This is a genomic window from Cohnella sp. GCM10027633, assembly GCF_042675445.1.
Taxonomy (GTDB): Bacteria; Bacillota; Bacilli; order Paenibacillales; family Paenibacillaceae; genus Cohnella.
In genome coordinates, this window is record NZ_JBHTGV010000008.1 from 102,638 (window position 1) to 122,571 (window position 19,934).

A 19,934-nucleotide genomic window follows, 5' to 3' on the forward strand; every position below is an offset into this window, starting at 1 on the left:
ACAATAGGCAACTATACTCAATTCTAGTAAGAAAAATCTACCACTATCAGAAGGGTGATCGAAGTCGATGTTTCTTAAAAAAGCGTCTATCGTAACCGCAGTCGCGGCAGCAGCTCTCGCAACGACGGTTAGCGCGGTATCGGCCGCATCGGATCCAGCAACGAAAGCGATCGAAGTCGTAAGCACGGCCTACACCATCAACGGAGTGTCGGCTAACATCCATACGTTCGTCGCGAATGGGAAAACGCAAGCATCCCTCTGGGAGCTTAGCGGCAAGCTGGGCGCAAGCGTCGATGCAAGAAGCGACGGCTACACGGTCACTTTGAACGGAAATAGCTTGGATCTGAAATTGAACGAGAACGTCACGAAGGTCGCAGGCAAGCCTTACGTCGAGCTCGTGTCGTTCGTGCAAACGCTCGGCGCGCTGATCGAGTCCGACGCTACGGGAGCGACTTGGATCGACGCTCAATTGCTCGGCTCCGTCGACCGCGTTCAATGGCTGGACGGCAACCGCTTGATCGCTTCTCAAGATACGGAAGAGGGCCGCGTCGATTACCTCGTCAACGCGAAGCTGGGCAGCTACGTGAAGCTGAGCTTGGCGGCCGGCGCATCCGATCTCGTCGTGGCTCCGAACGGACACGTCGCGGCTTACACGAACGACGCGGGCGAGATCTACCTGATCGAGCTGAACTCCCGCCTGACGTTCAAGGTAAGCGCGGACACGAACATCAAGCCGGAGCTCGTATGGTCGTCGGACAGCAAGACGATCTACTTCCTGCAAGGCGACAAAGCGACGGTCGTCGCTAAGCTGGATCTGGAACTCGAGAAAATCTCCACGGTATTCGACGACAAAGTCGAATACAAAGCGAATCTGGGCGTATCCACGGACGGCAAAACGTTCACTTATACGGTAACGAAGCCGGGCGCCGTCGTGGCCGATGCCAACAAACCGGTCGAGAACGACGACGTCACGATCGACACGAAGAACACCGAACCGCAAGTATTCGCCTACACGGTCGACCCTTCCGTGAAGGACAACAAAGCGGTGCAACTGACTTCGACGGCGACGAACAAAGTATTCTTCGCTCCGGCGGCGGACGGAAGTTCGGTAACGTTCGTTAACGTAGGCGCCGACGACGCTGCGGTATCCACGCTCGTATCGGTCGCGAAAGACAAAACGGTGAAGACGGTGTTCGACAAAGCGGACATCTACGAAGCGACGCAATCGGGCGGCAACTTGATTCTGCTCACGGCCGGCGAAGGCGACAAGCAAGCGATCTACGAAGTGGACGCCGCAGGCAACAGCAAGCTTCTGTATACCGTATCCGCCGACGTAACGGACGTGATCGCCAAGAACGGCGCGCTCGCGATCGTCGACAACGGCCGCGTGTTCGTCAACGTGGACGGCCACTGGAAACCGACTACCAACTAATAAACACCCATTAAAAGGAGATTGAACGAATATGAAATGGTTCAAAAAAATGTCCGTCGTCGCCATGGCCGTGGCGCTCGCAACGACCGCCGTCTCCACGGCAAGCGCGGCTAGCACGCTGAAAGGCAGCATCGTCATCAACGGTTCTTCCGCGCTTCTTCCGCTCACGCTTCAAGCGAAGAACGAATTCCAGAAGCTTAACCCGAAAGTGAAAATTTCGGCTTCCGCGGCAGGCTCCATCACGGGCCCGCAATCGGTCCGCAAAGGCATCGCCGACATCGGCGCGGTCGACTGGGACGCTTCGACGGACGTGCCGGGCTTCAAGAAGTTCGAAGGTCAAGTCGCGCACAAAGTCGCGATCATCCCGTTCGCGGCCGTCATCAACAAGAACCAAAAAGTCGACGATCTGACGACGAAGCAACTGCAAGATATTTTCTCCGGCAAAGTAACGAACTGGAAAGACGTAGGCGGCACGGACGCCGACATTATCGTCGTCAACCGCGCGTTCGGTTCCGGCACGCGCGTCAACTTCCAGATGAAAGCACTGAACGGCACGGACTTCATCAGCAAAGGCAGCAACTATAAAGAAGTCAAATCGAGCGGCGACATGAAGACGGCCGTCGAGACGACTCCGAACGCGATCGGCTACATCGACCTCGTGTACGTTACGAGCAAAATGACGGCGCTCAAAATCAACGGCGCCGCTGCGACGGAAGCGAACATCGTTAACGGCACTTACAAAGTATGGGGCTACGGCTACTATATGACGAAGGGCCAACCGACGGGAGCCACGAAAGCGTTCATCGAGTACATCCAAAGCGCGAAGTTCCAGAACGGCTCCCTCAAGAAGCTGAAGTTCCTCCCGCTGTCCGCGCTTAAGAAGTAAAAACTTTATTATATCGGAAGCCGCCAGCGTCGCGCGCATCGCGCGAGGCTGGTTTCTTCGTGGAAGGAGATAACGAGCGATGGAACTCTCGTCGACTGAACGACCCCTCCCGGTCGCCGCGCCCGGCGATCTCGGAAGAAGCATCAAATCCGGCACGGGCGGTCGCTTCGACCGCAAAAACCGGCTTTACTTCTACAATCGCATGTTCAAGATCATCTGCATCTCTAGTGCGATCTTCGTCTGCCTCGTGCTGTTCTCTATTCTATTCTTCATGTTCCGCACGGGCGTATTAACGTTCGAAACCGTCTCGCTTAAGACGTTCTTCTTCTCGACGGACTGGTCGCCGGAGACCGAGAGCTACGGCGCGTTCGTCTTCATCTTCGGCACGTTCGCGCTTACGATGCTGACGCTGCTGATGGCGATACCGCTGTCTCTGATCGTCGCGGTGTTCCTGTCCGAGCTCGCGCCGAAATGGCTGCGCGACATGCTTCGTCCGGTGCTCGACCTGCTCGTCGGCATCCCTTCCGTCGTCTACGGCTTCCTCGGGCTGACGCTCTTGATTCCGCTGCTTCGGGACGTTACGGGCACGAACATGGGCGACGGCATTCTCGCGGCGGCGATCGTCTTGACGATCATGGTTCTGCCTACGATCAGCCGCATTAGCGACGACGCGATCAGCGCGGTTCCGCCGAAGTTCCGCGACGCCTCGTACGCGCTCGGAGCGACGCGATTCCAGACGATCTACCGCGTGACGATACCGGCGGCGCGAAGCGGCATTATGTACGGCGTCATTCTCGGCATGGCGAGAGCGATCGGAGAGACGATGGCCGTCGTCATGGTCATCGGCAATACGCCGCAGCTCGCCGACGCGTTGTTCAAGCCGACTTCCGTGCTGACGAGCAACATCGTCATGCAGATCGCCAACGTTCCGTTCGATTCGACCTGGAACTACGCGCTGTACATGATGGGCTTCCTGCTGCTCATTATCTCGCTGATTATGATCATCATCGTACGCTTGTTGCAGCGTAAGGGGGCGCAATAATGGGGAACGCGAGCAGAACGATCAACCGCGTCAACAATCGGATATTCACGAGCGTCGTCTGGGGTATATCGGGTATCGTCGTGCTATTCATACTCGGATTGCTGTTCCTCATTCTCGAGAAGGGCATGCCGAGCCTGACTTGGGACTTCATCGTCGGCTTGCCGAGCGAGATCGAAGAGGGCGGCGGCATCGGCCCCGCTTTGTTCAACTCGTTCTACTTGCTGATCATCTCGCTCATCGTCTCGATACCGCTCGGTATGGCCGCCGGCATTTACTTGGCGGAATTCGCGCCGGACAACAAGCTGATCGGAGTCGTCCGCGTATGCGTCGAAGCGCTCGCGTCCGTGCCTTCGATAATCTTCGGATTGTTCGGTATCGCGCTATTCGTGGAGACGTTCCAGATCGGTCTGACGATTATAGGCGGCGCGATCAGCTTGGCGTTCCTCAACTTGCCGGTCTTGACGCGCGTGACGGAAGAAGCGATCCGCGCCGTGCCCAGAGAGCTTCGCAGCGCGTCGTTCGCGCTCGGCGCGACGCACCTGCAGACGATTCGCCGCGTGCTGATCCCCGTGGCCTTGAACGGAATCATCACGGGCATTTGCTTGACGGCCGGCAGAGCGTTCGGGGAGAGCGCGGTTATCATCTTGACGGCGGGCGTAACGACGTCCGGCGTCATGTGGGACTTCAATCTGTTGTCGCCCGGCGAGACGTTGGCGGTTCATCTCTGGTACGTGCAGTCGGAGGCGATCGTTCCCGACGCCGTGAGCATCTCCGACAAGTCCGCGGCCGTGCTCCTGTTCGTCGTGCTGATGATTAACGTATTATTCAGAGTCCCTATGTGGATTAGCGCAAGGAAGAGGAAATAGGAATCGAAACGAAGTCGCTCGCAAGACGGATTTTACACAGCGTTAACAAAACTACGACCTCCGTTTAACGTTCGGATTCTACAATGAATCTCGTAAGCAAAAAATAAAAAGAGTTTTGGAAGGGGAACCTACTGAAATGAAAAAACTGCTTCTTACCTCGATGGCTATCGTACTGGCATTGTCCCTGGCGGCGTGCGGAAACAACAATAACGGCAATAGCGCCTCTAACGGCGGAGCAAGCGAATCGGCCGGGAGCGAATTGAAAGGATCGATTCTAGCCACGGGCTCGACCGCGATTCAAAAACTAGTAGAACAAGCCGGCCAGAAGTTCATGGATAAGCATTCCGGCGTGTCGATTCAAGTCCAAGGTGGCGGCAGCGGCACCGGCCTGACGCAAGTGTCCGAAGGCCAGGCGGATATCGGCAACTCCGACCCGTTCGCGGAAGAGAAGCTCGATGCGGACAAAGCCGCGGAGCTGGTCGATCACCAAGTCGCGGTCGTCGCGATGGCCGCCGTCGTCAATCCCGACGTCGCGGTCGACAACTTGACGAAGCAACAGCTGGTCGACATCTTCACGGGCAAAGTTACGAACTGGAAAGACGTCGGCGGCGCAGACGCGAAGATCCAAATCATTAACCGTCCGGCAAGTTCCGGCACGCGCGCCACGTTCGAGAAGTTCGCGCTCGGAGAGAAGACGGAAGATCTTCAAGGCTCCATTCAAGAAGATTCCTCCGGTACGGTTAAGAAGCTCGTAGGCGAAACCCCGGGAGCGATCGGCTACCTGGCGCTGTCCTACCTGGACGACACGGTTAAAGCCGTGAAATACGAAGGCGTGGAAGCAACCGTCGATAACGTCGCTACCGGCACTTATCCGATCTGGGCATACGAGCACATGTACACGAAAGGCGAGCCTACCGGCGCCGTTAAAGCTTTCCTCGAATTCATGCTGAGCGATGAAGTACAGAACGGCGACGTCGTGGAGCTCGGATATATCCCGACCGGTAAAATGCAAGTGAAGCGCGATTGGGAAGGCAACGTGACGAAGTAATCAATATTATGGCCCAGTCAAGGGGTGGACGATTCGCTCCTTGACTGCCTGCGTAAAGGGAGAGATTTATGTCCGGGTCTTACGAACGACAAGAGGCAAAGCTGCATCTTGCGGAGGAATGGGTCGGAAAGGTATATACCTTCATCTGCATTCTGTTCCTTGTCATCACGATTTTTTCGATGGTTTACTTTGTCGCCTCGAAAGGTCTTGCCACCTTCTTCGTTAACGGCGTTAATCTCGGAGATTTCCTCACCGGGGCCAAATGGAAGCCGGAAGCGGACATTCCGCTGTACGGCGCGCTGCCGTTCATCTTCGGTTCGTTCAGCACTTCGATTCTCGCGGCGATTATCGCGGCTCCGCTCGGATTCTGCGCTGCCGTGTTCATGGTTGAAATCTCCCCGAAGTTCGGGCGTAAATACATGCAGCCGGTTATCGAGCTGCTCGCAGGCATTCCTTCCGTCGTGTACGGATTCGTCGGTCTTAGCGTTATCGTTCCCTTCTTCCGGGACGTGTTCCCCGGCCAAGGCATCGGTATCGCGGCAGGCGCGGTCGTGCTTGCCGTCATGATTCTTCCTACGATTACGACAATCGCAACGGATGCGCTGGCCGCGTTGCCGTCCGGGCTCAAAGAAGGCTCGTACGCGCTTGGCGCCACCCGTTTTCAGACGATATACCGCATCGTTCTCCCGACGACGCTGCCCGCTCAAATGACGGGCATCGTGCTCGGCATCGCAAGGGCGTTCGGCGAAGCGCTCGCCGTTCAGATGGTCATCGGCAACGCGCCGCACATCCCGCATTCCTTGTTCGAATCGACTTCCACGCTGACGAGCGCCATTACGCTGAGCATGGGCAACACGGCGATGGGCTCCGTGCACAACAACGCGCTGTGGTCGCTCGCGCTGATCCTGATGATGATGACGTTCGTGTTCGTGTTCATCATCCGCGCGCTGGAAAGGAGATCGAAGCTGTGAAAGCCAAAACCGTCGATAAAATCGCGACAGGCGTCTTCATCGGTATCGCGGCGTTCATCGTCGTTCTGCTGGCGAGCTTGCTCGGCTACATCCTCGTACGGGGCGTAAGCCATATCAGCTGGGACTTCCTGACTTCCGCTCCGCAAACGATCCGCGAAGGCGGCGGCATCGGACCTCAATTGTTCAACTCCGTGTTCCTTCTGGTGTTGACGATGATCATTACGATTCCGATCGGAATCGGAGCAGGCATCTACATGGGCGAATACGCGAAGCCGAACAAGGTCACCGCGTTCATCCGCCTCGTCGTCGAAGTACTGTCGTCGTTCCCGTCTATCGTCGTCGGCTTGTTCGGCCTTCTCGTGTTCGTTAACTTCTTCGACTTCGGGTTCTCGTTGTTCTCGGGCGCGCTCGCGCTTACCGTATTCAACCTGCCGCTGATGGTGCGCATCACCGAGCAAGGATTGAAAGGGGTGCCGATTCAGCAGAAGGAAGCGAGCCTCGCGCTAGGCATAACGAAGTGGAAGACGATCCGCTCGGTCATGCTCCCCGTCGCGCTTCCCGTTATCCTGACGGGCACGATTCTGTCCGCGGGACGCATCTTCGGCGAAGCGGCTGCCTTGATGTTCACGGCCGGCATGAGCAGCCCGAGACTGGACTTCTCGAACTGGAATCCGCTCAGCCCGATGTCGCCGCTCAATCCGTTCCGTCCGGCGGAAACGCTGGCCGTTCATATTTGGAAAGTCAACTCCGAGGGGATCGCCCCGGACACGCCGGAAATCGCCGCGGGCGCTTCGGCCGTGCTCGTCATTCTGGTTCTCGCCTTCAATCTGGGCGCCCGGATGCTCGGCAGATACTTGCACCGCAAATTCACGGCTACGAAATAAGGAGGAGGGACTCGAATGGGAGAAATCGCCCTGACGGCTAAAAACTTAAGCGTTCGTTACGGGGAGCACACGGCGGTCAGAAACGTTACGCTCGATTTCGCGGCCAAAGGCGTTACTGCGCTAATCGGTCCGTCGGGCTGCGGCAAATCGACGTTCCTCCGGAGTTTGAACCGGATGAACGATCTCATTCCCAGCTGCAAGGTCACGGGAGAAATATGGATTCGAGACCGCGACATCAACTCGCCGGCAACGGACGTCGTCGCGCTTCGCCAGAAGATCGGCATGGTCTGGCAGCGTCCGAATCCTTTTCACAAATCGATCTACGAGAACATCGCTTTCGGCCCGCGTTACCATGGGGTCAAGAACAAGAAGCAGCTTGACCAAATCGTCGAAGAATCGTTGACGAGAGCCGCGTTGTGGGAGGAAACGAAGGACCGTCTTCACAAATCCGCGCTCGCTTTGTCAGGCGGACAGCAGCAGCGGCTGTGCATCGCGCGTTCCATCGCCGTGAAGCCCGATATCATTCTGATGGACGAACCGGCTTCCGCCCTAGATCCTGTATCGACGGCGAAGATCGAGGAACTGATCGCGGAGCTGAAGCAAGAATTCTGCATCGTCATCGTCACTCATAACATGTACCAGGCGGCCAGGGTGTCCGAGAAAACAGCGTTTTTCCTCACCGGGCAAGTCGTAGAGTACGATTCGACGGACAAAATGTTCACGGATCCGAAGAAGGCGGAAACGAGCGACTATATATCGGGTCGTTTCGGTTGATTATATCCTTTCGAATAAGGGGATTGGAACCATGAGTGCCCAAGCAATCATCGACATTAACGATCTGGATTTGTACTACGGCAATTTCCACGCGCTGAAGAAAGTGACCATGGATATTCCGGAGAAGGCGATCACGGCCTTTATCGGTCCGTCCGGCTGCGGGAAGTCTACGTTGCTCCGTACTTTGAACCGAATGAACGACATGATCGCGGACACCAGGATCGAAGGATCCGTCGCTATCGCGGGCACGAACATTTACGGTGGAGAAGTGGACGTCGAGACTCTTCGCAAAAAAGTAGGCATGGTGTTCCAGCAGCCGAATCCGTTCCCGAAGTCGATCTACGACAACGTTGCGTACGGACCGCGCCTGCATGGCATCACCGATCGGAAGAAGCTGGACGAAATCGTCGAGACGAGTCTTCGCTCCGCGGCATTGTGGCAAGAAGTGAAGGACCATCTTAAACGTTCCGCCCTCAGTCTGTCCGGCGGTCAGCAGCAGCGTCTGTGCATTGCCCGCGCGCTCGCGGTCGAGCCCGACATCCTGCTCATGGACGAAGCGACTTCGGCGCTCGATCCGATCTCCACGCTCAAGATCGAGGAGCTGGCGCAAGAGCTGAAGGATCGCTACACGATCGTCATGGTTACCCACAACATGCACCAAGCGGCGCGCGTCTCTCAGCAAACCGTATTCTTCTTGAACGGGGAAGTCATCGAATACTCGGAGACGGAGAAGCTGTTCTCCAATCCGACGGACCAACGCACGGAAGATTACATTAGCGGACGCTTCGGCTGATTCCGGAAGGGGACACGGGATAAAATGGTTAAACGCAAAGAGTTCGACCTCGCATTGGAAGAAATGCAGTCCATTCTCGCGGAGATGGGCGCGAGAGTGCAATCGGCGTTGATAGATTCGATGGAAGCGCTGAAGAGCATCGACGCGGATTCAGCGCGCCGGATCGTGAAGGCCGACCCCGAATTGAACCTCATGGAAGAGAAGATCAGCGAACTCGGAGCGAAGTTGATCGCCACCCAGCAGCCGGTCGCCAAAGATCTGCGCCGGATTCTGATCGCGTTCAAGATTTCTTCCGATCTGGAGCGCATGGGCGACTTGTCGGTCGATATTGCCAAAGTCGCCATTCGATTGGAAGGCCAGACGCTGATCAAGCCGCTGCTTGATTTGCCGCGAATGGCCGATATCGTTAGCGTAATGATCTCGGAATCCGTCCAATCGTACTTAGAAGAGAACGTGGACCTCGCGTACAAGAGCGCGAAGGACGACGATCAGGTCGACGCGCTGTATTCCCAGATCATTCGCGAGCTGTTCTCGCTTATGGTCGAGAATCCGAAGACGGTCGGACAGGCCATGTTGCTCAGCTTCGTCGGCCGTTACATCGAACGAATCGCCGATCACGCGACGAACATCAGCGAGAGCGTCGTGTATCTCGTGACGGGCAAACGACCGGATTTGAACCAATAGGGCGATAGGCATAACGAAAGAGTCGATCCGGCAACGGATGGGCTCTTTTTTACACTGCGTTAACGGATTAGGTCTCAAGAATTAATCTCTATGCACTATGATCGTATTCATATGGAATATTCAGGAGCCGATCGCGATGGACAAGTCTAACGGATGGTTGAACCGGGATTTCACCGATTGGATGAGCAAGCTCGCGAAAGTCGAAAGTCCTCTCGCGTGCGGCATCTTCGTCGTGCGTTGCGAAGCGGAGGGGCAGGGACAGAGGGACATGACCGAGCCTGCGGACGTTTGCCTGCGCATCGAACGATTGTTGCGCGCCTCGGCGATGCGATTCGCCAAGCTGACGAACGCCGTGCTCGGATGGACGCAGACGGGGGCGACGTTGATCGTGGCGGTGTCGTTATCGCCGGAAGAGCCGGAGGAGCCGGGGCAGGAGGAGATCGAAGCCGGCAGGCTGACGTACGCGCTGCGCGATAGTCTGTTCGCCCGGTTCACGTCGAAGCACGCCGACCGGGGGCGTCTGGATCTGAGCCAACGCGTCAATCGGCTGCGGCACGGCTTCGGTTGGATCGCGAAGCCGGGCGAAGAGGCGTTAGCCGGCTTCGATCAAGCGTGCGCGAAGGTGTTGCGCGCGGTCGAATCGGCCATCGGCCGAATGTTCGGTCCGGACAACCAGGAGCTGCGGTTCGTCGTAGCCGACGGGGAACGCGCGCCGTCGCACCGGAGCGCGACGTCGATCGAAGCGAGGTATGCGCCGATCGTGTCGTTATTGGACGGCTCGCTGTACGGATACGAAGCGGTGCCTTACGACCAATCGAGCGGCGCCCGCATCGATCTGAACGAATTCTACCGCGACGCGAACGACGCCGGACTGTTGTTCGAGTCGGATCGGGCGTTCCGCGAGGCGGCGATTCGAGGGTTCCCGTCGCGGAACGGGGACGTGAAGCTGTTCTTGCCGGTTCCGGCGAGCGTCGTGTTCGACACGAGGCTGTACGCGGGCAGCACGCTGCGGCGAATCGAGTCCGCCGGCTTGCGTCCCGAGCACGTCGTGCTCGTGCTGTTCGGCGGGGATGAGGAGCAAGGCGCGGCATTGAAGGCGGCGTTAGGGCATTACCGCATGCAAGGCTTCCGCATCGCGCTGTCGGGCATAACGGCTAGCCGATCGGATCTGCACCGCATGATCTCGCTCCAGCCGGATTATTCGCTGATCAGCCTGAGCGGCATCGGAGACGGTTCTCCGGGACCGGTCGAGGAGAGCCTGCTTCAGGCGATGACGACGCTCGCCCGCAAGGAGCAGATCGTTCTGATCGCCGACGGGGTGAACCGGGAGGAGACGCTGCCGTTGCTCGTGGCCAGCGGTCTCAGCTACGGGCTCGGGGCATGGATCGGGGAAGAGCAATTAAGAACGGGACAAGCCGCCGTATCGCCGCACATTCAGAGCCGCATCCGCGCGGAAGTGCAAAGGCGGTACCGCGGGGCGACGGGCTCACTGTCCCAGCTCGCGATACCGGTCATCCAATTCCCTCGCGAGACGCTCGTATCGGAGATCTCCAGATACTTCGAGCTGCATCGCGAAACCCAAGCGATCGTCATCATCGAGAACGAGACGCCGGTCGGTCTTATCATGAAGGAGAGATTGCATCAGCTGCTGTCGGGACAGTTCGGACTTCCGCTCTACTGGAACCGGCCCGTCGGCAAAATCATGGACGCCCACCCGATGCGCGCGGACGAATCGGTGTCGATCGACCAAGTGTCGCAGATGGCGATGGCGCGGGAACCCGACAAGCTGTACGATGCGGTCATCGTGACGCGAGGCGGCAAATTGTCGGGCATCGTCTTCGTTCAAGCGATGCTCGAGTGGGTGACCCGGACGCGGGTGGAATTCGCGCAGTGGGCCAATCCGCTCACCGGGCTTCCGGGCAACGTGCCGATACAGCGGGAGCTGATCCGAAGGCTCGCGGAAGGGAAAGCTTTCGCGATATGGTATGCGGATCTCGATCACTTCAAGTGGTATAACGACCAGTACGGCTTCCATAACGGCGACGAAGTGATCCGCTACACGGCGGAAGTGTTGTCCGAAGGCGTACGGGATTACGACCCGAAGGAGAGCGGCGAATGCTTCGTCGGCCACGTCGGCGGCGACGACTTCATCGTCATGACCGTGTACGCCGATCCTGTCGCGGCGGCCAGGCAGACGCTGAAGCGGTTCGAGAGCGGTATCGGCACGTTCGTCGGCGGCAAGAAGACGGGCGTCGTCTACGACCGGAACGGGCAGCCGGTGGAGGGGGCGGGACTGTCGTTATCGCTGTCGTTGCTGCTGTTCGAATCCAGCGAAGGCTGGACGCCGGAGACGGTGTCCGGCCGCTCCGCCCATCTCAAGAAGAAGTCGAAACAGACGAAGGGCAATTCCCTCGTCTGGGAAGTCGCGGATTCGGCATACGCAGAATGGAGTGTAACCTGATGGCAGTATCTTGGTTCGGAATAGAGCGTTTGCCGCAGCAGGCGGACAGACGGGAGAGGCTCGGCATGATCGGCGTCGACCTCGGGGCGGTCGTCCCGAATCCGTCCGGAGACGCGGAGGTCGGCTTCGACTGGCCGTTATGGATCTCGCGCGCAATGGGCAGGGAAGATCTGTGGTTCGGCGACGAGATCGGCGGGCACCTCTGGCTCTATGCCGACGTTCCCGAGCAGCTGTCCGAGAAGGAGACGGACGCGTACTTGCAAGGGATCGTGGACAGAATTCGCGACGTCATCGGACTCCGTTCCGGAGCTTCGACGAGATCGGCATCGCGTACGGCCGTTGGCAACCGGGAACGGGGGATCGGCTATACGCTGCTGCAAGGCTGGAGCCGCCGCGAAGCGCGAGATATCGTCTACGAGGGCGTCATGCGCGTATCGGCCCAGATGAAGGCGGCGGTCGCGGCGAACGCGGCCTTCGAAGGCGCTCGGCATTCCGCGTTGCAAGACGAGCTGGACCAATTGCTTCGCGACGCCAGCATCCGCAGCGTCTATCAGCCGATCGTCCGTCTGGGCGACGGCAGGGTGTTCGGTTACGAAGCGCTGACCCGCTGCCCGCAAGATTCGTTGTTCGACGGGCCGCTGTCGCTGTTCCGGTTCGCCGAGGAGCGAGGCCAAGCGTTCGCTCTCGACCGGTTGGCGAGGGAGAAGGCGATCCGGCATTGCCCGCCGCTAGGCCCGATGCAGAAAATCTTCATCAACGTGACGATGGGCATCATGAACGATCCGCACTTCGTCTCCGGACAGACGATCCGATGGTTGACGGAGCGGGGGCTGCATCCGGGCCAGGTCGTCTTCGAGCTGACGGAACGAAGCTCCATCGACGACTTCGACGCCGCGAAGAAAATATTGGCGCACTACCGCAGCCAAGGCTACGAAATCGCGATCGACGACGCGGGAGCGGGATACTCGTCGCTGCAGTCGATCGTGGAGCTGAATCCCGACTACATCAAGATCGACCGTTCCTTGGTGCGCGACGCGGACAAGGACGACATGAAGAAGCATATGCTGCGCACGTTCGTCCGCTTCGCGAAGAAGATGAACATCCGCACGGTGGCGGAAGGGATCGAACGTCCCGAAGAGATGCGACTGCTGCGCGCGATGGGGTTCGACTTCGGCCAGGGCTATTGGATCGGCCGTCCGAGCGAGCAGCCCGTCAACGAGAAATCAGCCGGCTTGCCCATCGGGTAAGCCGGTTTTTTCTTGTCTGGGTGGAGCATGCCTCGGAATTGGATACGATCGCAGTCGTGCGACCCCCGTCCCACTATGGTAAAATGGCTGTATGATTGTTTATAAGTCGCTGGCGAGGTGGGCTAAGGTCATGGCTAAAGGAACGGACAAGCTATTGCTGATCGACGGGAACAGTATCGTATTCCGCGCGTTTTTCGCGTTGCCACCGCTGACGAACAGCAGCGGACTGCAGACGAACGCGATATTCGGCTTCACGACGATGCTGCTCAAGGTGCTCGAGGAAGAGAAACCCACGCACGTGCTCGTGGCGTTCGACGCTGGCAAGGTGACGTTCCGGCACGAGGGCTATGCGGAGTATAAAGGCGGACGCGAGAAGACGCCGCCGGAGCTGAAGGAACAGTTCCCCGTCCTGAAGGAGCTGCTCAAAGCGTTCTCGATCTCCCAGTTCGAGATCGCGGGCTACGAGGCCGACGACATCATCGGCACGCTGTCGAAGCAAGCGGAGGCGCAGGAGCGCGAAGTCGTCGTCGTATCCGGGGATAAGGACTTGCTGCAGTTGGCGAGCGATCGGGTAACCGTGCTGCTCACGCGCAAAGGCGTCACCGAAGTGGAGCGTTACAGTCCGGCCGCGATCGGGGAACGATACGGCCTTACGCCGAACCAGATCATCGATCTCAAAGGGCTCATGGGCGATACGAGCGATAATATTCCGGGCATTCCGGGCGTCGGCGAGAAGACGGCGCTCAAGCTGTTGCACGAATACGGAACGGTGGAGAACGTGCTGTCGCACGCCGGAGATATCAAGGGCAAGCTCGGGGAGAAGGTCGCCGAGCATCAAGACAGCGCGCGAATGAGCAAGGAGCTGGCGACGATCTTCCGCGAAGTGCCCCTGGAGCATTCGCTGGACGACGTGGCCTATGCCGGCTATGACAAGGGCGCGCTCGGCGCCGCGCTGCGCAAGCTGGAATTCAAGTCGCTCGTCGAGCGGCTCGATCTGGGCGGAGCGGATGTTATCGACGCGGAAGACGTAGAGCAGGCGGCGGCGTTCGAGGTCGTTCGCGTAGACGTCGAAGGCTGGAGCGGGTTGAACGACGCGCTGTCATCGGCGGAGTCGTTCTACGTGGAAGCGATCGGAGATAACCCGCACCAGAGCGAAGGAGTCGGCGTCGCGATCGCCGCGGGAGCGCGCGTCTATACGCTGCCGTACGCGCTGCTGAAGACGGACGACGCGAAGCCGCTCGTCGCCTGGCTCGGCAACGCGGATGCGCCGAAGACGGGCTACGACTTCCATCGGACGGAGCTCGTCTTGGCATGGTCTGGTGTCGCGTTGAAGGGACAAGCGTTCGACGCGCAGATGGCGGCCTACGTGCTCGATCCGACGGATACCGATCTGACGCTGAACGCCTTGCTCGTCAAGCAAGGGTTATCGTCCATTCCGTCGGACGAATCGATCTTCGGCAAGGGCGCGAAGTTCCAGCTGCCGGACGCGGACAAGCTCGCCGCGCATATCGCCGCGAAAGCGGACGCGATTCGCCGGCTCAAGCCGTCGCAGTCCGCGAAGCTCGAGGAGCTCGGCATGCACGAGCTGTTCTACGAGATGGAGCAGCCGCTCTCGATCGTGCTCGCGGGCATGGAGAAGCAGGGGATATCCGTTAACGCGTCGGCGCTGCAGGAACTCGGTTCTCAATTCGAGCGCCGCATCGACGAGATGATGACGACGATCCATCGGCTCGCCGGCTTCGAGTTCAATATCGGCTCCCCGAAGCAACTCGGCGAAGTGCTGTTCGAGAAGCTCGGTTTGCCTGTCATCAAGAAGACGAAGACCGGATACTCGACCGACGCGGAGGTGCTCGAGAAGCTGGAGCCGTACCACGAGATCGTGCGCCAGATTCTCCTGTACCGCCAGCTGACGAAGCTGCAGTCGACGTATATCGAAGGCTTGCTGAAGGAAATCCGCCCGGAATCGGGCAAGATCCATACGTATTACCGGCAGACGATCGCGGCGACCGGACGGCTGTCCAGCCAATATCCGAACTTGCAGAACATTCCGATTCGGATGGAGGAAGGCCGGCAGATTCGCAAGGCGTTCGTGCCTTCCGAGCCGGGCTGGCGCATTCTGGCGGCGGACTACTCGCAGATCGAGCTGCGAGTGCTCGCGCACATCTCCGGCGACGAAGGGCTCAAGGAAGCGTTCGTGAAGGAGCTCGACGTCCATACGAAGACGGCGATGGACGTGTTCGGCGTATCGGCGGACCAAGTCGACTCCAACATGCGCAGGCAAGCGAAAGCGGTCAACTTCGGCATCGTGTACGGCATCAGCGATTACGGATTGTCGCAGAACCTGAACATTACCCGGAAAGAAGCCGCTACGTTCATCGAGCAATATTTTCAGGCGTTCCCGGGCGTTCGCCGTTATATGGACACGATCGTCGAGCAAGCGAGGAAGGACGGCTACGTCACGACGCTGCTCGGACGCAGACGGTATCTCGCGGACATTCGCGCTTCCAACTTCAACTTGCGTTCGTTCGCGGAGCGCACGGCGATGAATACGCCGATCCAAGGCACGGCAGCGGACATCATCAAGCTGGCGATGCTACGCATGAACGAGGCGATCCGGGAACGGGGCCTCAAGAGCCGCATGCTGCTGCAGGTACATGACGAACTCGTATTCGAAGTGCCGGAAGAGGAGCTTTCGATCATGGAGAAGCTCGTGCCCGAGACGATGGCGTCGGCGATCCAGCTCGACGTTCCGCTAGTAGCGGACGTGAGCGCGGGAACGAACTGGTACGAAGCGAAGTAAGATCAGCATCAAGACGAGAAAGGCGGTCATGGGCGATGCCGGAATTGCCGGAGGTCGAAACGGTACGAAGGACGTTGAACGAGTTGATCGCGGGCAAGCGGATCGATCGGGTCAGCGTGAAGCTGCCCCGCATCATCCAGCGGCCGGCGGATCCGGATCTGTTCGAAGTGCAGCTTGCTGGCCGAACGTTCGTGTCGGTCGAGCGAAGAGGGAAATTCCTGAGGCTGCTGCTGGACGGACTCGTGCTCGTCTCCCATCTGCGGATGGAAGGGCGATACGGGTTATATAAGCAGGAGGAGCCGGCGGAGCCGCATACTCACGTCGTCTTCCACTTCACCGACGGTACGGAGCTGCGGTATAAGGACGTGCGCCAGTTCGGCACGATGCATCTGTTCGCGCCGGAGGAAGAATTAGCGTCTCCGCCGCTGAATAAGCTTGGAGTAGAGCCGCTGGACGAAGCGTTCACGCCGGAGCGGTTCCGCAGGGCGCTCGGCAAGCGCGCCACGAAGATCAAGCCGTTGCTGCTCAATCAAGAAGTGATCGTCGGACTGGGTAATATATATGTGGACGAGGCGCTGCACGAAGCGGGCATTCATCCGGAGACGGAAGCGAACACGCTGAAGCCGAAGGAGCTGGAGCGGCTTCACGCGGCGATCGTACGCACGCTGTCGGCCGCCGTGGAGGCGGGCGGTTCTTCCATTAAATCGTACGTGAACGGGCAAGGCGAGATGGGCATGTTCCAGCATCGCCTTCGCGCTTACGGAAGAACCGGGGAGCCGTGCGATACGTGCGGGAGCGCGATCGAGAAATCCGTCGTCGGAGGCCGCGGGACGCATACTTGCCCGACGTGCCAGAAGCCGCGGGGGCAACGCAAGAGCGTCGCCGGAACGAGAGCGCCCGGCAGCAACGCGGTGAAGCGCAGGCTGGACGGCAAGACGAAGTAATGTTGCGACTGCTCTTATCAATTGATCGATCGATCGAGCGGGCGCGGCGGGGCATTCCTCCCTTATCGTGCATAGGATGAACGTAGGCCGCCCCGGAACGGGCGGGCAACGTATCCATGCAGGAGGACTTCAGTCATGCTGGCACATCTTGCTTCGCTGATTCTGCTCGCGTTCGCCGTCAGTCTGGACGGTTTCGGAGTCGGCATTACGTACGGAATCCGCAAAATCAAAATTCCGGCGTTGTCGATCTTCATTATCGCGGTATGTTCGGGACTTATTATTCTGTTATCGATGATGGTCGGCGTCGCGATGTCGGGCTGGCTGTCGCCGCACGGGGCGTCGATGATCGGCGCGGGCATTCTCATCGGGATCGGTTCGTGGGCGCTGTACAGGTTCGTGACGAACGGGGAGACGGAGAAAGCGGAGCAGCCTGCCGTGGAAGAGGGCGCCGAGGGTGTTATCCCTGCAGGCGCGACATCGGTCGATGCGCCTGAGCGCATCGCAGTGCTGACGCTGGAGCTGCGCCTCTTCGGCATCATGATTCAAATTCTTCGTACGCCTTCCGTGGCGGACATGGACAGATCGGGCACGATCAGCGCGGGCGAAGCGTTCCTGCTCGGCGCCGCGCTGTCGCTCGACGCGTTCGGCGCTGGCATCGGCGCGGCGTTGGTCGGATTTCCGCCTTACATGACGGCGGTGCTCATCGCGGCCGCCAGCGGCTTGTTCCTCTGGATGGGGACGCGAGTCGGCTTCTGGGCGTCGGGGATGCGCTGGGTTCGACAGCTGTCGATGCTTCCGGGCATTATTCTGATCGCGATGGGCGTATTCAAAATGTTCTAAAGGACGAGATGCGATGAATATCGGATTAACGGGAGGCATCGCCACGGGCAAATCGACGGTGGCGAACCTCCTTGCGGCACGAGGAGCGAACGTGATCGATCTAGATCGAATTGCCCGGGAAATCGTCGAACCGGGGCAACCCGCGCTGGCCCGGATCGCGGAGCGGTTCGGACAGGCCGTGTTGCGCGAGGACGGCTCGCTGGACCGGAAGAAGCTCGGCGCGATCGTATTCGCCGACGAAGGCGAACGCAAAGCGCTCGAGAGCATTACGCATCCGGCCATTCGTTCGGTCATGAAGGAACGAATGGCGAATTACGAACGCGAAGAGCCGTCGAAGCTCGTCGTCGTGGACGTTCCGCTGCTGTACGAATCGGGACTCGAGTCGTATTACGACGAAGTGATGGTCGTCTACGTGCCGAGGGACGAGCAATTGCGTCGGCTGATGAAGCGCGACGGGATGAGCGCCGAGGACGCGGAGAAGCGGCTCTCCGCGCAGATGGACATCGAGGAGAAGAAGTCGCGGGCGGACATCGTCATCGATAACGCGGGCAATTCCGAGCATACGAAACGACAAGTCGAACGCTGGATGCGGGACAGGGGGCTGGGATGAGGAAGAAGGACAAGCGCCGCAGACGGGTGCTGTTGCCGCTTCTGCTGATCGTGCTTGCGGTATTGTTCATACAGTCGGATTGGATCGGACGTTGGATATACCCGATCTCGTACAAGGAAGAGATTAAGCTCGGCGCGGCGAAGTACGATCTCGATCCACTGCTCATCGCGGCCATTATCCGGGTCGAATCGAATTACAAGCCGACGGCGGAGTCGCATAAGGGCGCGCTCGGCATCATGCAGATCATGCCGAATACCGCGGAGTGGATCGTACAGCAGGCGGATCTCGGCCGAATCTCGGCCAAGCAGGCGGGAACCGACGTGAACGCCGGCATAACGATGGGCGCGTGGTACGTGAAGGAGCTTCACAGGCTGTTCGACGGAAGCCTGCCGAAGGCTCTTGCCGCCTATAACGCGGGCCCGGGCAAGGTGCGGCAATGGTTGGACGAAGGACGCTGGGACGGCACGGAAGCGAAGCTGGGCGATATCCCGTACGGGGAGACGCGGCATTACGTGCAGCGGGTATTGTATTATTACAAGAAGTATACGAACTTGTACGAAACGCTGTAATTCATGATAAAATAGGAAAAGGAAGCCCTGAAGCGTCGGACGCTTCAAGACTCCCTTGTTATTAAGTGCTTTCCTTGTTGCGATACGGATTATCTGCCGGCAAGTTGTTGCTCGGCGATTTGAACCAGGTGGCGAGTGATGCTGCCCCCGATCGATCCGTTGTCTTTCGTGGTCATGTTGCCTTGGTATCCGTCCTGCGGAATCGCGATACCGAGTTCTTGGGCAGCTTCGTATTTCAGTTGGTTCAGCGCGCCCGTAGCTTGAGGTACGACCAATGTGTTGCTGCTAGCCATTGTTGTTCACCTCCTTGCGGTTGGTAAACGTATTATGTGCTTAATGCGCCCGAACATGTAAGGTAAGGGTTGGTAATCGCATTATTTTTGTAGTCGGCAAAGGAGCCCGGGAAACGATATGAGATGTCCTTATTGCGATTATAGCGGTACGAAGGTATTGGATTCCCGTCCTGCCAACGAGAACAAGTCGATCCGCCGCCGCCGGGAGTGCGAGAAGTGCAGCCGCCGGTTCACGACGTTCGAGACGATCGAGGAGACGCCTCTGATGGTCATCAAGAAGGACGGCAGCCGCGAGGAGTTCAGCCGGGACAAGCTGCTGCGCGGACTGCTGCGCGCGTGCGAGAAGCGTCCGGTATCCGTCGGGCAGCTGGAAGTCATCGTCTCCGACGTGGAGCGCGACGTGCGCAATACGGCGCAGCCGGAAGTCGAGAGCCGGACGATCGGCGAGCTGTTGATGGAACGCCTGTACCACGTCGACGAGGTTGCGTACGTGCGGTTCGCGTCCGTGTATCGTCAATTCAAGGACATTAACATGTTCATGAAGGAACTGAACGGACTGATGAACAAACACGGCATCGAGGGGCGCTAAATTCGCAAAAAATGCGATTGACAGCCCCTTGGCGCGTGTGATAAACTCAGTTTTGTCGTCACGATTAAGGGCCCTTAGCTCAGCTGGGAGAGCGCTTCGCTGGCAGCGAAGAGGTCAGCGGTTCGATCCCGCTAGGGTCCACCAATACAGACATTCCTAAACCCTTGTGTATCAAGGGTTTTTTGCTGTAATACAGCATAC

Annotated in this window: 19 protein-coding genes and 1 tRNA gene; 19 read left to right on the forward strand and 1 reads right to left on the reverse strand. The window is 58.7% G+C overall.

The window, feature by feature from the left end; translation table 11 throughout:
* The first annotated feature begins 67 nt into the window (after positions 1–67).
* The 17 genes from ACFQZG_RS18300 to ACFQZG_RS18380 all read left to right on the forward strand — a co-directional run bounded on the left by ACFQZG_RS18300 (position 68) and on the right by ACFQZG_RS18380 (position 18,851).
* A complete protein-coding gene (locus tag ACFQZG_RS18300) occupies positions 68–1,432 on the forward strand; it encodes a hypothetical protein (protein ID WP_378155077.1) in 1,365 nt (454 codons plus the stop codon).
* A 31-nt stretch (positions 1,433–1,463) separates the two neighbouring features.
* Complete coding sequence (locus tag ACFQZG_RS18305; RefSeq protein ID WP_378155079.1) at positions 1,464–2,318, forward strand: phosphate ABC transporter substrate-binding protein; 855 nt, start codon at positions 1,464–1,466, stop codon at positions 2,316–2,318.
* A gap of 79 nt (positions 2,319–2,397) precedes the next feature.
* Complete coding sequence (gene pstC, locus ACFQZG_RS18310) at positions 2,398–3,360, forward strand: phosphate ABC transporter permease subunit PstC (protein ID WP_378155081.1); 963 nt, start codon at positions 2,398–2,400, stop codon at positions 3,358–3,360.
* On the forward strand, positions 3,360–4,226 hold the full coding sequence (gene pstA, locus ACFQZG_RS18315) for a phosphate ABC transporter permease PstA (RefSeq protein ID WP_378155082.1): 867 nt from the start codon (positions 3,360–3,362) through the stop codon (positions 4,224–4,226). Before pstC (ACFQZG_RS18310) ends, pstA (ACFQZG_RS18315) begins: the two co-directional genes overlap by 1 nt.
* 136 nt (positions 4,227–4,362) lie before the next feature.
* Positions 4,363–5,274 carry a phosphate ABC transporter substrate-binding protein gene (locus tag ACFQZG_RS18320; RefSeq protein WP_378155084.1) on the forward strand — a complete coding sequence of 304 codons (912 nt, stop codon included), beginning with the start codon at positions 4,363–4,365 and terminating at the stop codon, positions 5,272–5,274.
* Positions 5,275–5,342: 68 nt separating this feature from the next.
* Entirely contained in the window at positions 5,343–6,245 is a 903-nt protein-coding gene (gene pstC / locus ACFQZG_RS18325; RefSeq protein WP_378155086.1) for a phosphate ABC transporter permease subunit PstC, read from the forward strand.
* The gene (gene pstA / locus ACFQZG_RS18330) at positions 6,242–7,129 is read left to right on the forward strand and encodes a phosphate ABC transporter permease PstA (RefSeq protein ID WP_378155088.1); all 888 of its coding nucleotides are present in this window, start codon (positions 6,242–6,244) and stop codon (positions 7,127–7,129) included. The genes pstC (ACFQZG_RS18325) and pstA (ACFQZG_RS18330) overlap by 4 nt, the downstream gene beginning before the upstream one ends.
* A gap of 15 nt (positions 7,130–7,144) precedes the next feature.
* A complete protein-coding gene (gene pstB, locus ACFQZG_RS18335) occupies positions 7,145–7,903 on the forward strand; it encodes a phosphate ABC transporter ATP-binding protein PstB (protein ID WP_378155090.1) in 759 nt (252 codons plus the stop codon).
* Positions 7,904–7,934: 31 nt separating this feature from the next.
* On the forward strand, positions 7,935–8,696 hold the full coding sequence (pstB, locus tag ACFQZG_RS18340) for a phosphate ABC transporter ATP-binding protein PstB (protein WP_378155091.1): 762 nt from the start codon (positions 7,935–7,937) through the stop codon (positions 8,694–8,696).
* A gap of 24 nt (positions 8,697–8,720) precedes the next feature.
* Positions 8,721–9,380, forward strand: a complete 660-nt coding sequence (gene phoU / locus ACFQZG_RS18345; protein WP_378155093.1) for a phosphate signaling complex protein PhoU — start codon at positions 8,721–8,723, stop codon at positions 9,378–9,380.
* Positions 9,381–9,516: 136 nt separating this feature from the next.
* Positions 9,517–11,841 carry a GGDEF domain-containing protein gene (locus tag ACFQZG_RS18350; protein WP_378155095.1) on the forward strand — a complete coding sequence of 775 codons (2,325 nt, stop codon included), beginning with the start codon at positions 9,517–9,519 and terminating at the stop codon, positions 11,839–11,841.
* Entirely contained in the window at positions 11,841–13,088 is a 1,248-nt protein-coding gene (locus tag ACFQZG_RS18355; protein WP_378155097.1) for an EAL domain-containing protein, read from the forward strand. The genes ACFQZG_RS18350 and ACFQZG_RS18355 overlap by 1 nt, the downstream gene beginning before the upstream one ends.
* Positions 13,089–13,218: 130 nt before the next feature.
* Complete coding sequence (gene polA, locus ACFQZG_RS18360) at positions 13,219–15,888, forward strand: DNA polymerase I (protein ID WP_378155099.1); 2,670 nt, start codon at positions 13,219–13,221, stop codon at positions 15,886–15,888.
* Positions 15,889–15,923: 35 nt separating this feature from the next.
* Positions 15,924–16,832, forward strand: a complete 909-nt coding sequence (gene mutM / locus ACFQZG_RS18365) for a DNA-formamidopyrimidine glycosylase (protein ID WP_378155101.1) — start codon at positions 15,924–15,926, stop codon at positions 16,830–16,832.
* A 135-nt stretch (positions 16,833–16,967) separates the two neighbouring features.
* Positions 16,968–17,672 carry an MntP/YtaF family protein gene (locus ACFQZG_RS18370; protein WP_378155103.1) on the forward strand — a complete coding sequence of 235 codons (705 nt, stop codon included), beginning with the start codon at positions 16,968–16,970 and terminating at the stop codon, positions 17,670–17,672.
* A gap of 13 nt (positions 17,673–17,685) precedes the next feature.
* A complete protein-coding gene (gene coaE / locus ACFQZG_RS18375) occupies positions 17,686–18,282 on the forward strand; it encodes a dephospho-CoA kinase (RefSeq protein WP_378155105.1) in 597 nt (198 codons plus the stop codon).
* A complete protein-coding gene (locus tag ACFQZG_RS18380; RefSeq protein WP_378155107.1) occupies positions 18,279–18,851 on the forward strand; it encodes a lytic transglycosylase domain-containing protein in 573 nt (190 codons plus the stop codon). The genes coaE and ACFQZG_RS18380 overlap by 4 nt, the downstream gene beginning before the upstream one ends.
* An 89-nt stretch (positions 18,852–18,940) precedes the next feature.
* Here the strand turns inward: ACFQZG_RS18380 and ACFQZG_RS18385 are convergent, their stop codons facing one another.
* Positions 18,941–19,144, reverse strand: coding sequence for an alpha/beta-type small acid-soluble spore protein (locus tag ACFQZG_RS18385; RefSeq protein WP_378155109.1), 204 nt, complete (start codon positions 19,142–19,144; stop codon positions 18,941–18,943).
* Positions 19,145–19,262: 118 nt separating this feature from the next.
* Between ACFQZG_RS18385 and nrdR the strand changes: the two genes are divergently transcribed.
* Together nrdR and ACFQZG_RS18395 are read left to right on the forward strand one after the other, a co-directional pair.
* Positions 19,263–19,733 (forward strand): transcriptional regulator NrdR, encoded by a 471-nt coding sequence (nrdR, locus tag ACFQZG_RS18390; protein WP_378155110.1) that lies wholly within the window; start codon positions 19,263–19,265, stop codon positions 19,731–19,733.
* 68 nt (positions 19,734–19,801) lie between these two features.
* A tRNA-Ala gene (locus ACFQZG_RS18395) sits at positions 19,802–19,877 on the forward strand.
* The last annotated feature ends 57 nt before the right edge of the window (positions 19,878–19,934 follow it).

Bases quoted from the DNA above. Each gene is read 5' to 3' on its own strand.
- pstB (WP_378155091.1), top strand. From the start codon at position 7,935: ATGAGTGCCCAAGCAATCATCGACATTAACGATCTGGATTTGTACTAC.
- ACFQZG_RS18355 (WP_378155097.1), top strand. From the start codon at position 11,841: ATGGCAGTATCTTGGTTCGGAATAGAGCGTTTGCCGCAGCAGGCGGAC.
- ACFQZG_RS18350 (WP_378155095.1), top strand. From the start codon at position 9,517: ATGGACAAGTCTAACGGATGGTTGAACCGGGATTTCACCGATTGGATG.
- pstA (WP_378155082.1), top strand. From the start codon at position 3,360: ATGGGGAACGCGAGCAGAACGATCAACCGCGTCAACAATCGGATATTC.
- pstC (WP_378155086.1), top strand. From the start codon at position 5,343: ATGTCCGGGTCTTACGAACGACAAGAGGCAAAGCTGCATCTTGCGGAG.
- nrdR (WP_378155110.1), top strand. From the start codon at position 19,263: ATGAGATGTCCTTATTGCGATTATAGCGGTACGAAGGTATTGGATTCC.
- pstB (WP_378155090.1), top strand. From the start codon at position 7,145: ATGGGAGAAATCGCCCTGACGGCTAAAAACTTAAGCGTTCGTTACGGG.
- ACFQZG_RS18320 (WP_378155084.1), top strand. From the start codon at position 4,363: ATGAAAAAACTGCTTCTTACCTCGATGGCTATCGTACTGGCATTGTCC.
- coaE (WP_378155105.1), top strand. From the start codon at position 17,686: ATGAATATCGGATTAACGGGAGGCATCGCCACGGGCAAATCGACGGTG.
- pstC (WP_378155081.1), top strand. From the start codon at position 2,398: ATGGAACTCTCGTCGACTGAACGACCCCTCCCGGTCGCCGCGCCCGGC.
- phoU (WP_378155093.1), top strand. From the start codon at position 8,721: ATGGTTAAACGCAAAGAGTTCGACCTCGCATTGGAAGAAATGCAGTCC.
- polA (WP_378155099.1), top strand. From the start codon at position 13,219: ATGGCTAAAGGAACGGACAAGCTATTGCTGATCGACGGGAACAGTATC.
- ACFQZG_RS18385 (WP_378155109.1), bottom strand. From the start codon at position 19,144: ATGGCTAGCAGCAACACATTGGTCGTACCTCAAGCTACGGGCGCGCTG.
- ACFQZG_RS18370 (WP_378155103.1), top strand. From the start codon at position 16,968: ATGCTGGCACATCTTGCTTCGCTGATTCTGCTCGCGTTCGCCGTCAGT.
- ACFQZG_RS18300 (WP_378155077.1), top strand. From the start codon at position 68: ATGTTTCTTAAAAAAGCGTCTATCGTAACCGCAGTCGCGGCAGCAGCT.
- mutM (WP_378155101.1), top strand. From the start codon at position 15,924: ATGCCGGAATTGCCGGAGGTCGAAACGGTACGAAGGACGTTGAACGAG.
- ACFQZG_RS18305 (WP_378155079.1), top strand. From the start codon at position 1,464: ATGAAATGGTTCAAAAAAATGTCCGTCGTCGCCATGGCCGTGGCGCTC.
- ACFQZG_RS18380 (WP_378155107.1), top strand. From the start codon at position 18,279: ATGAGGAAGAAGGACAAGCGCCGCAGACGGGTGCTGTTGCCGCTTCTG.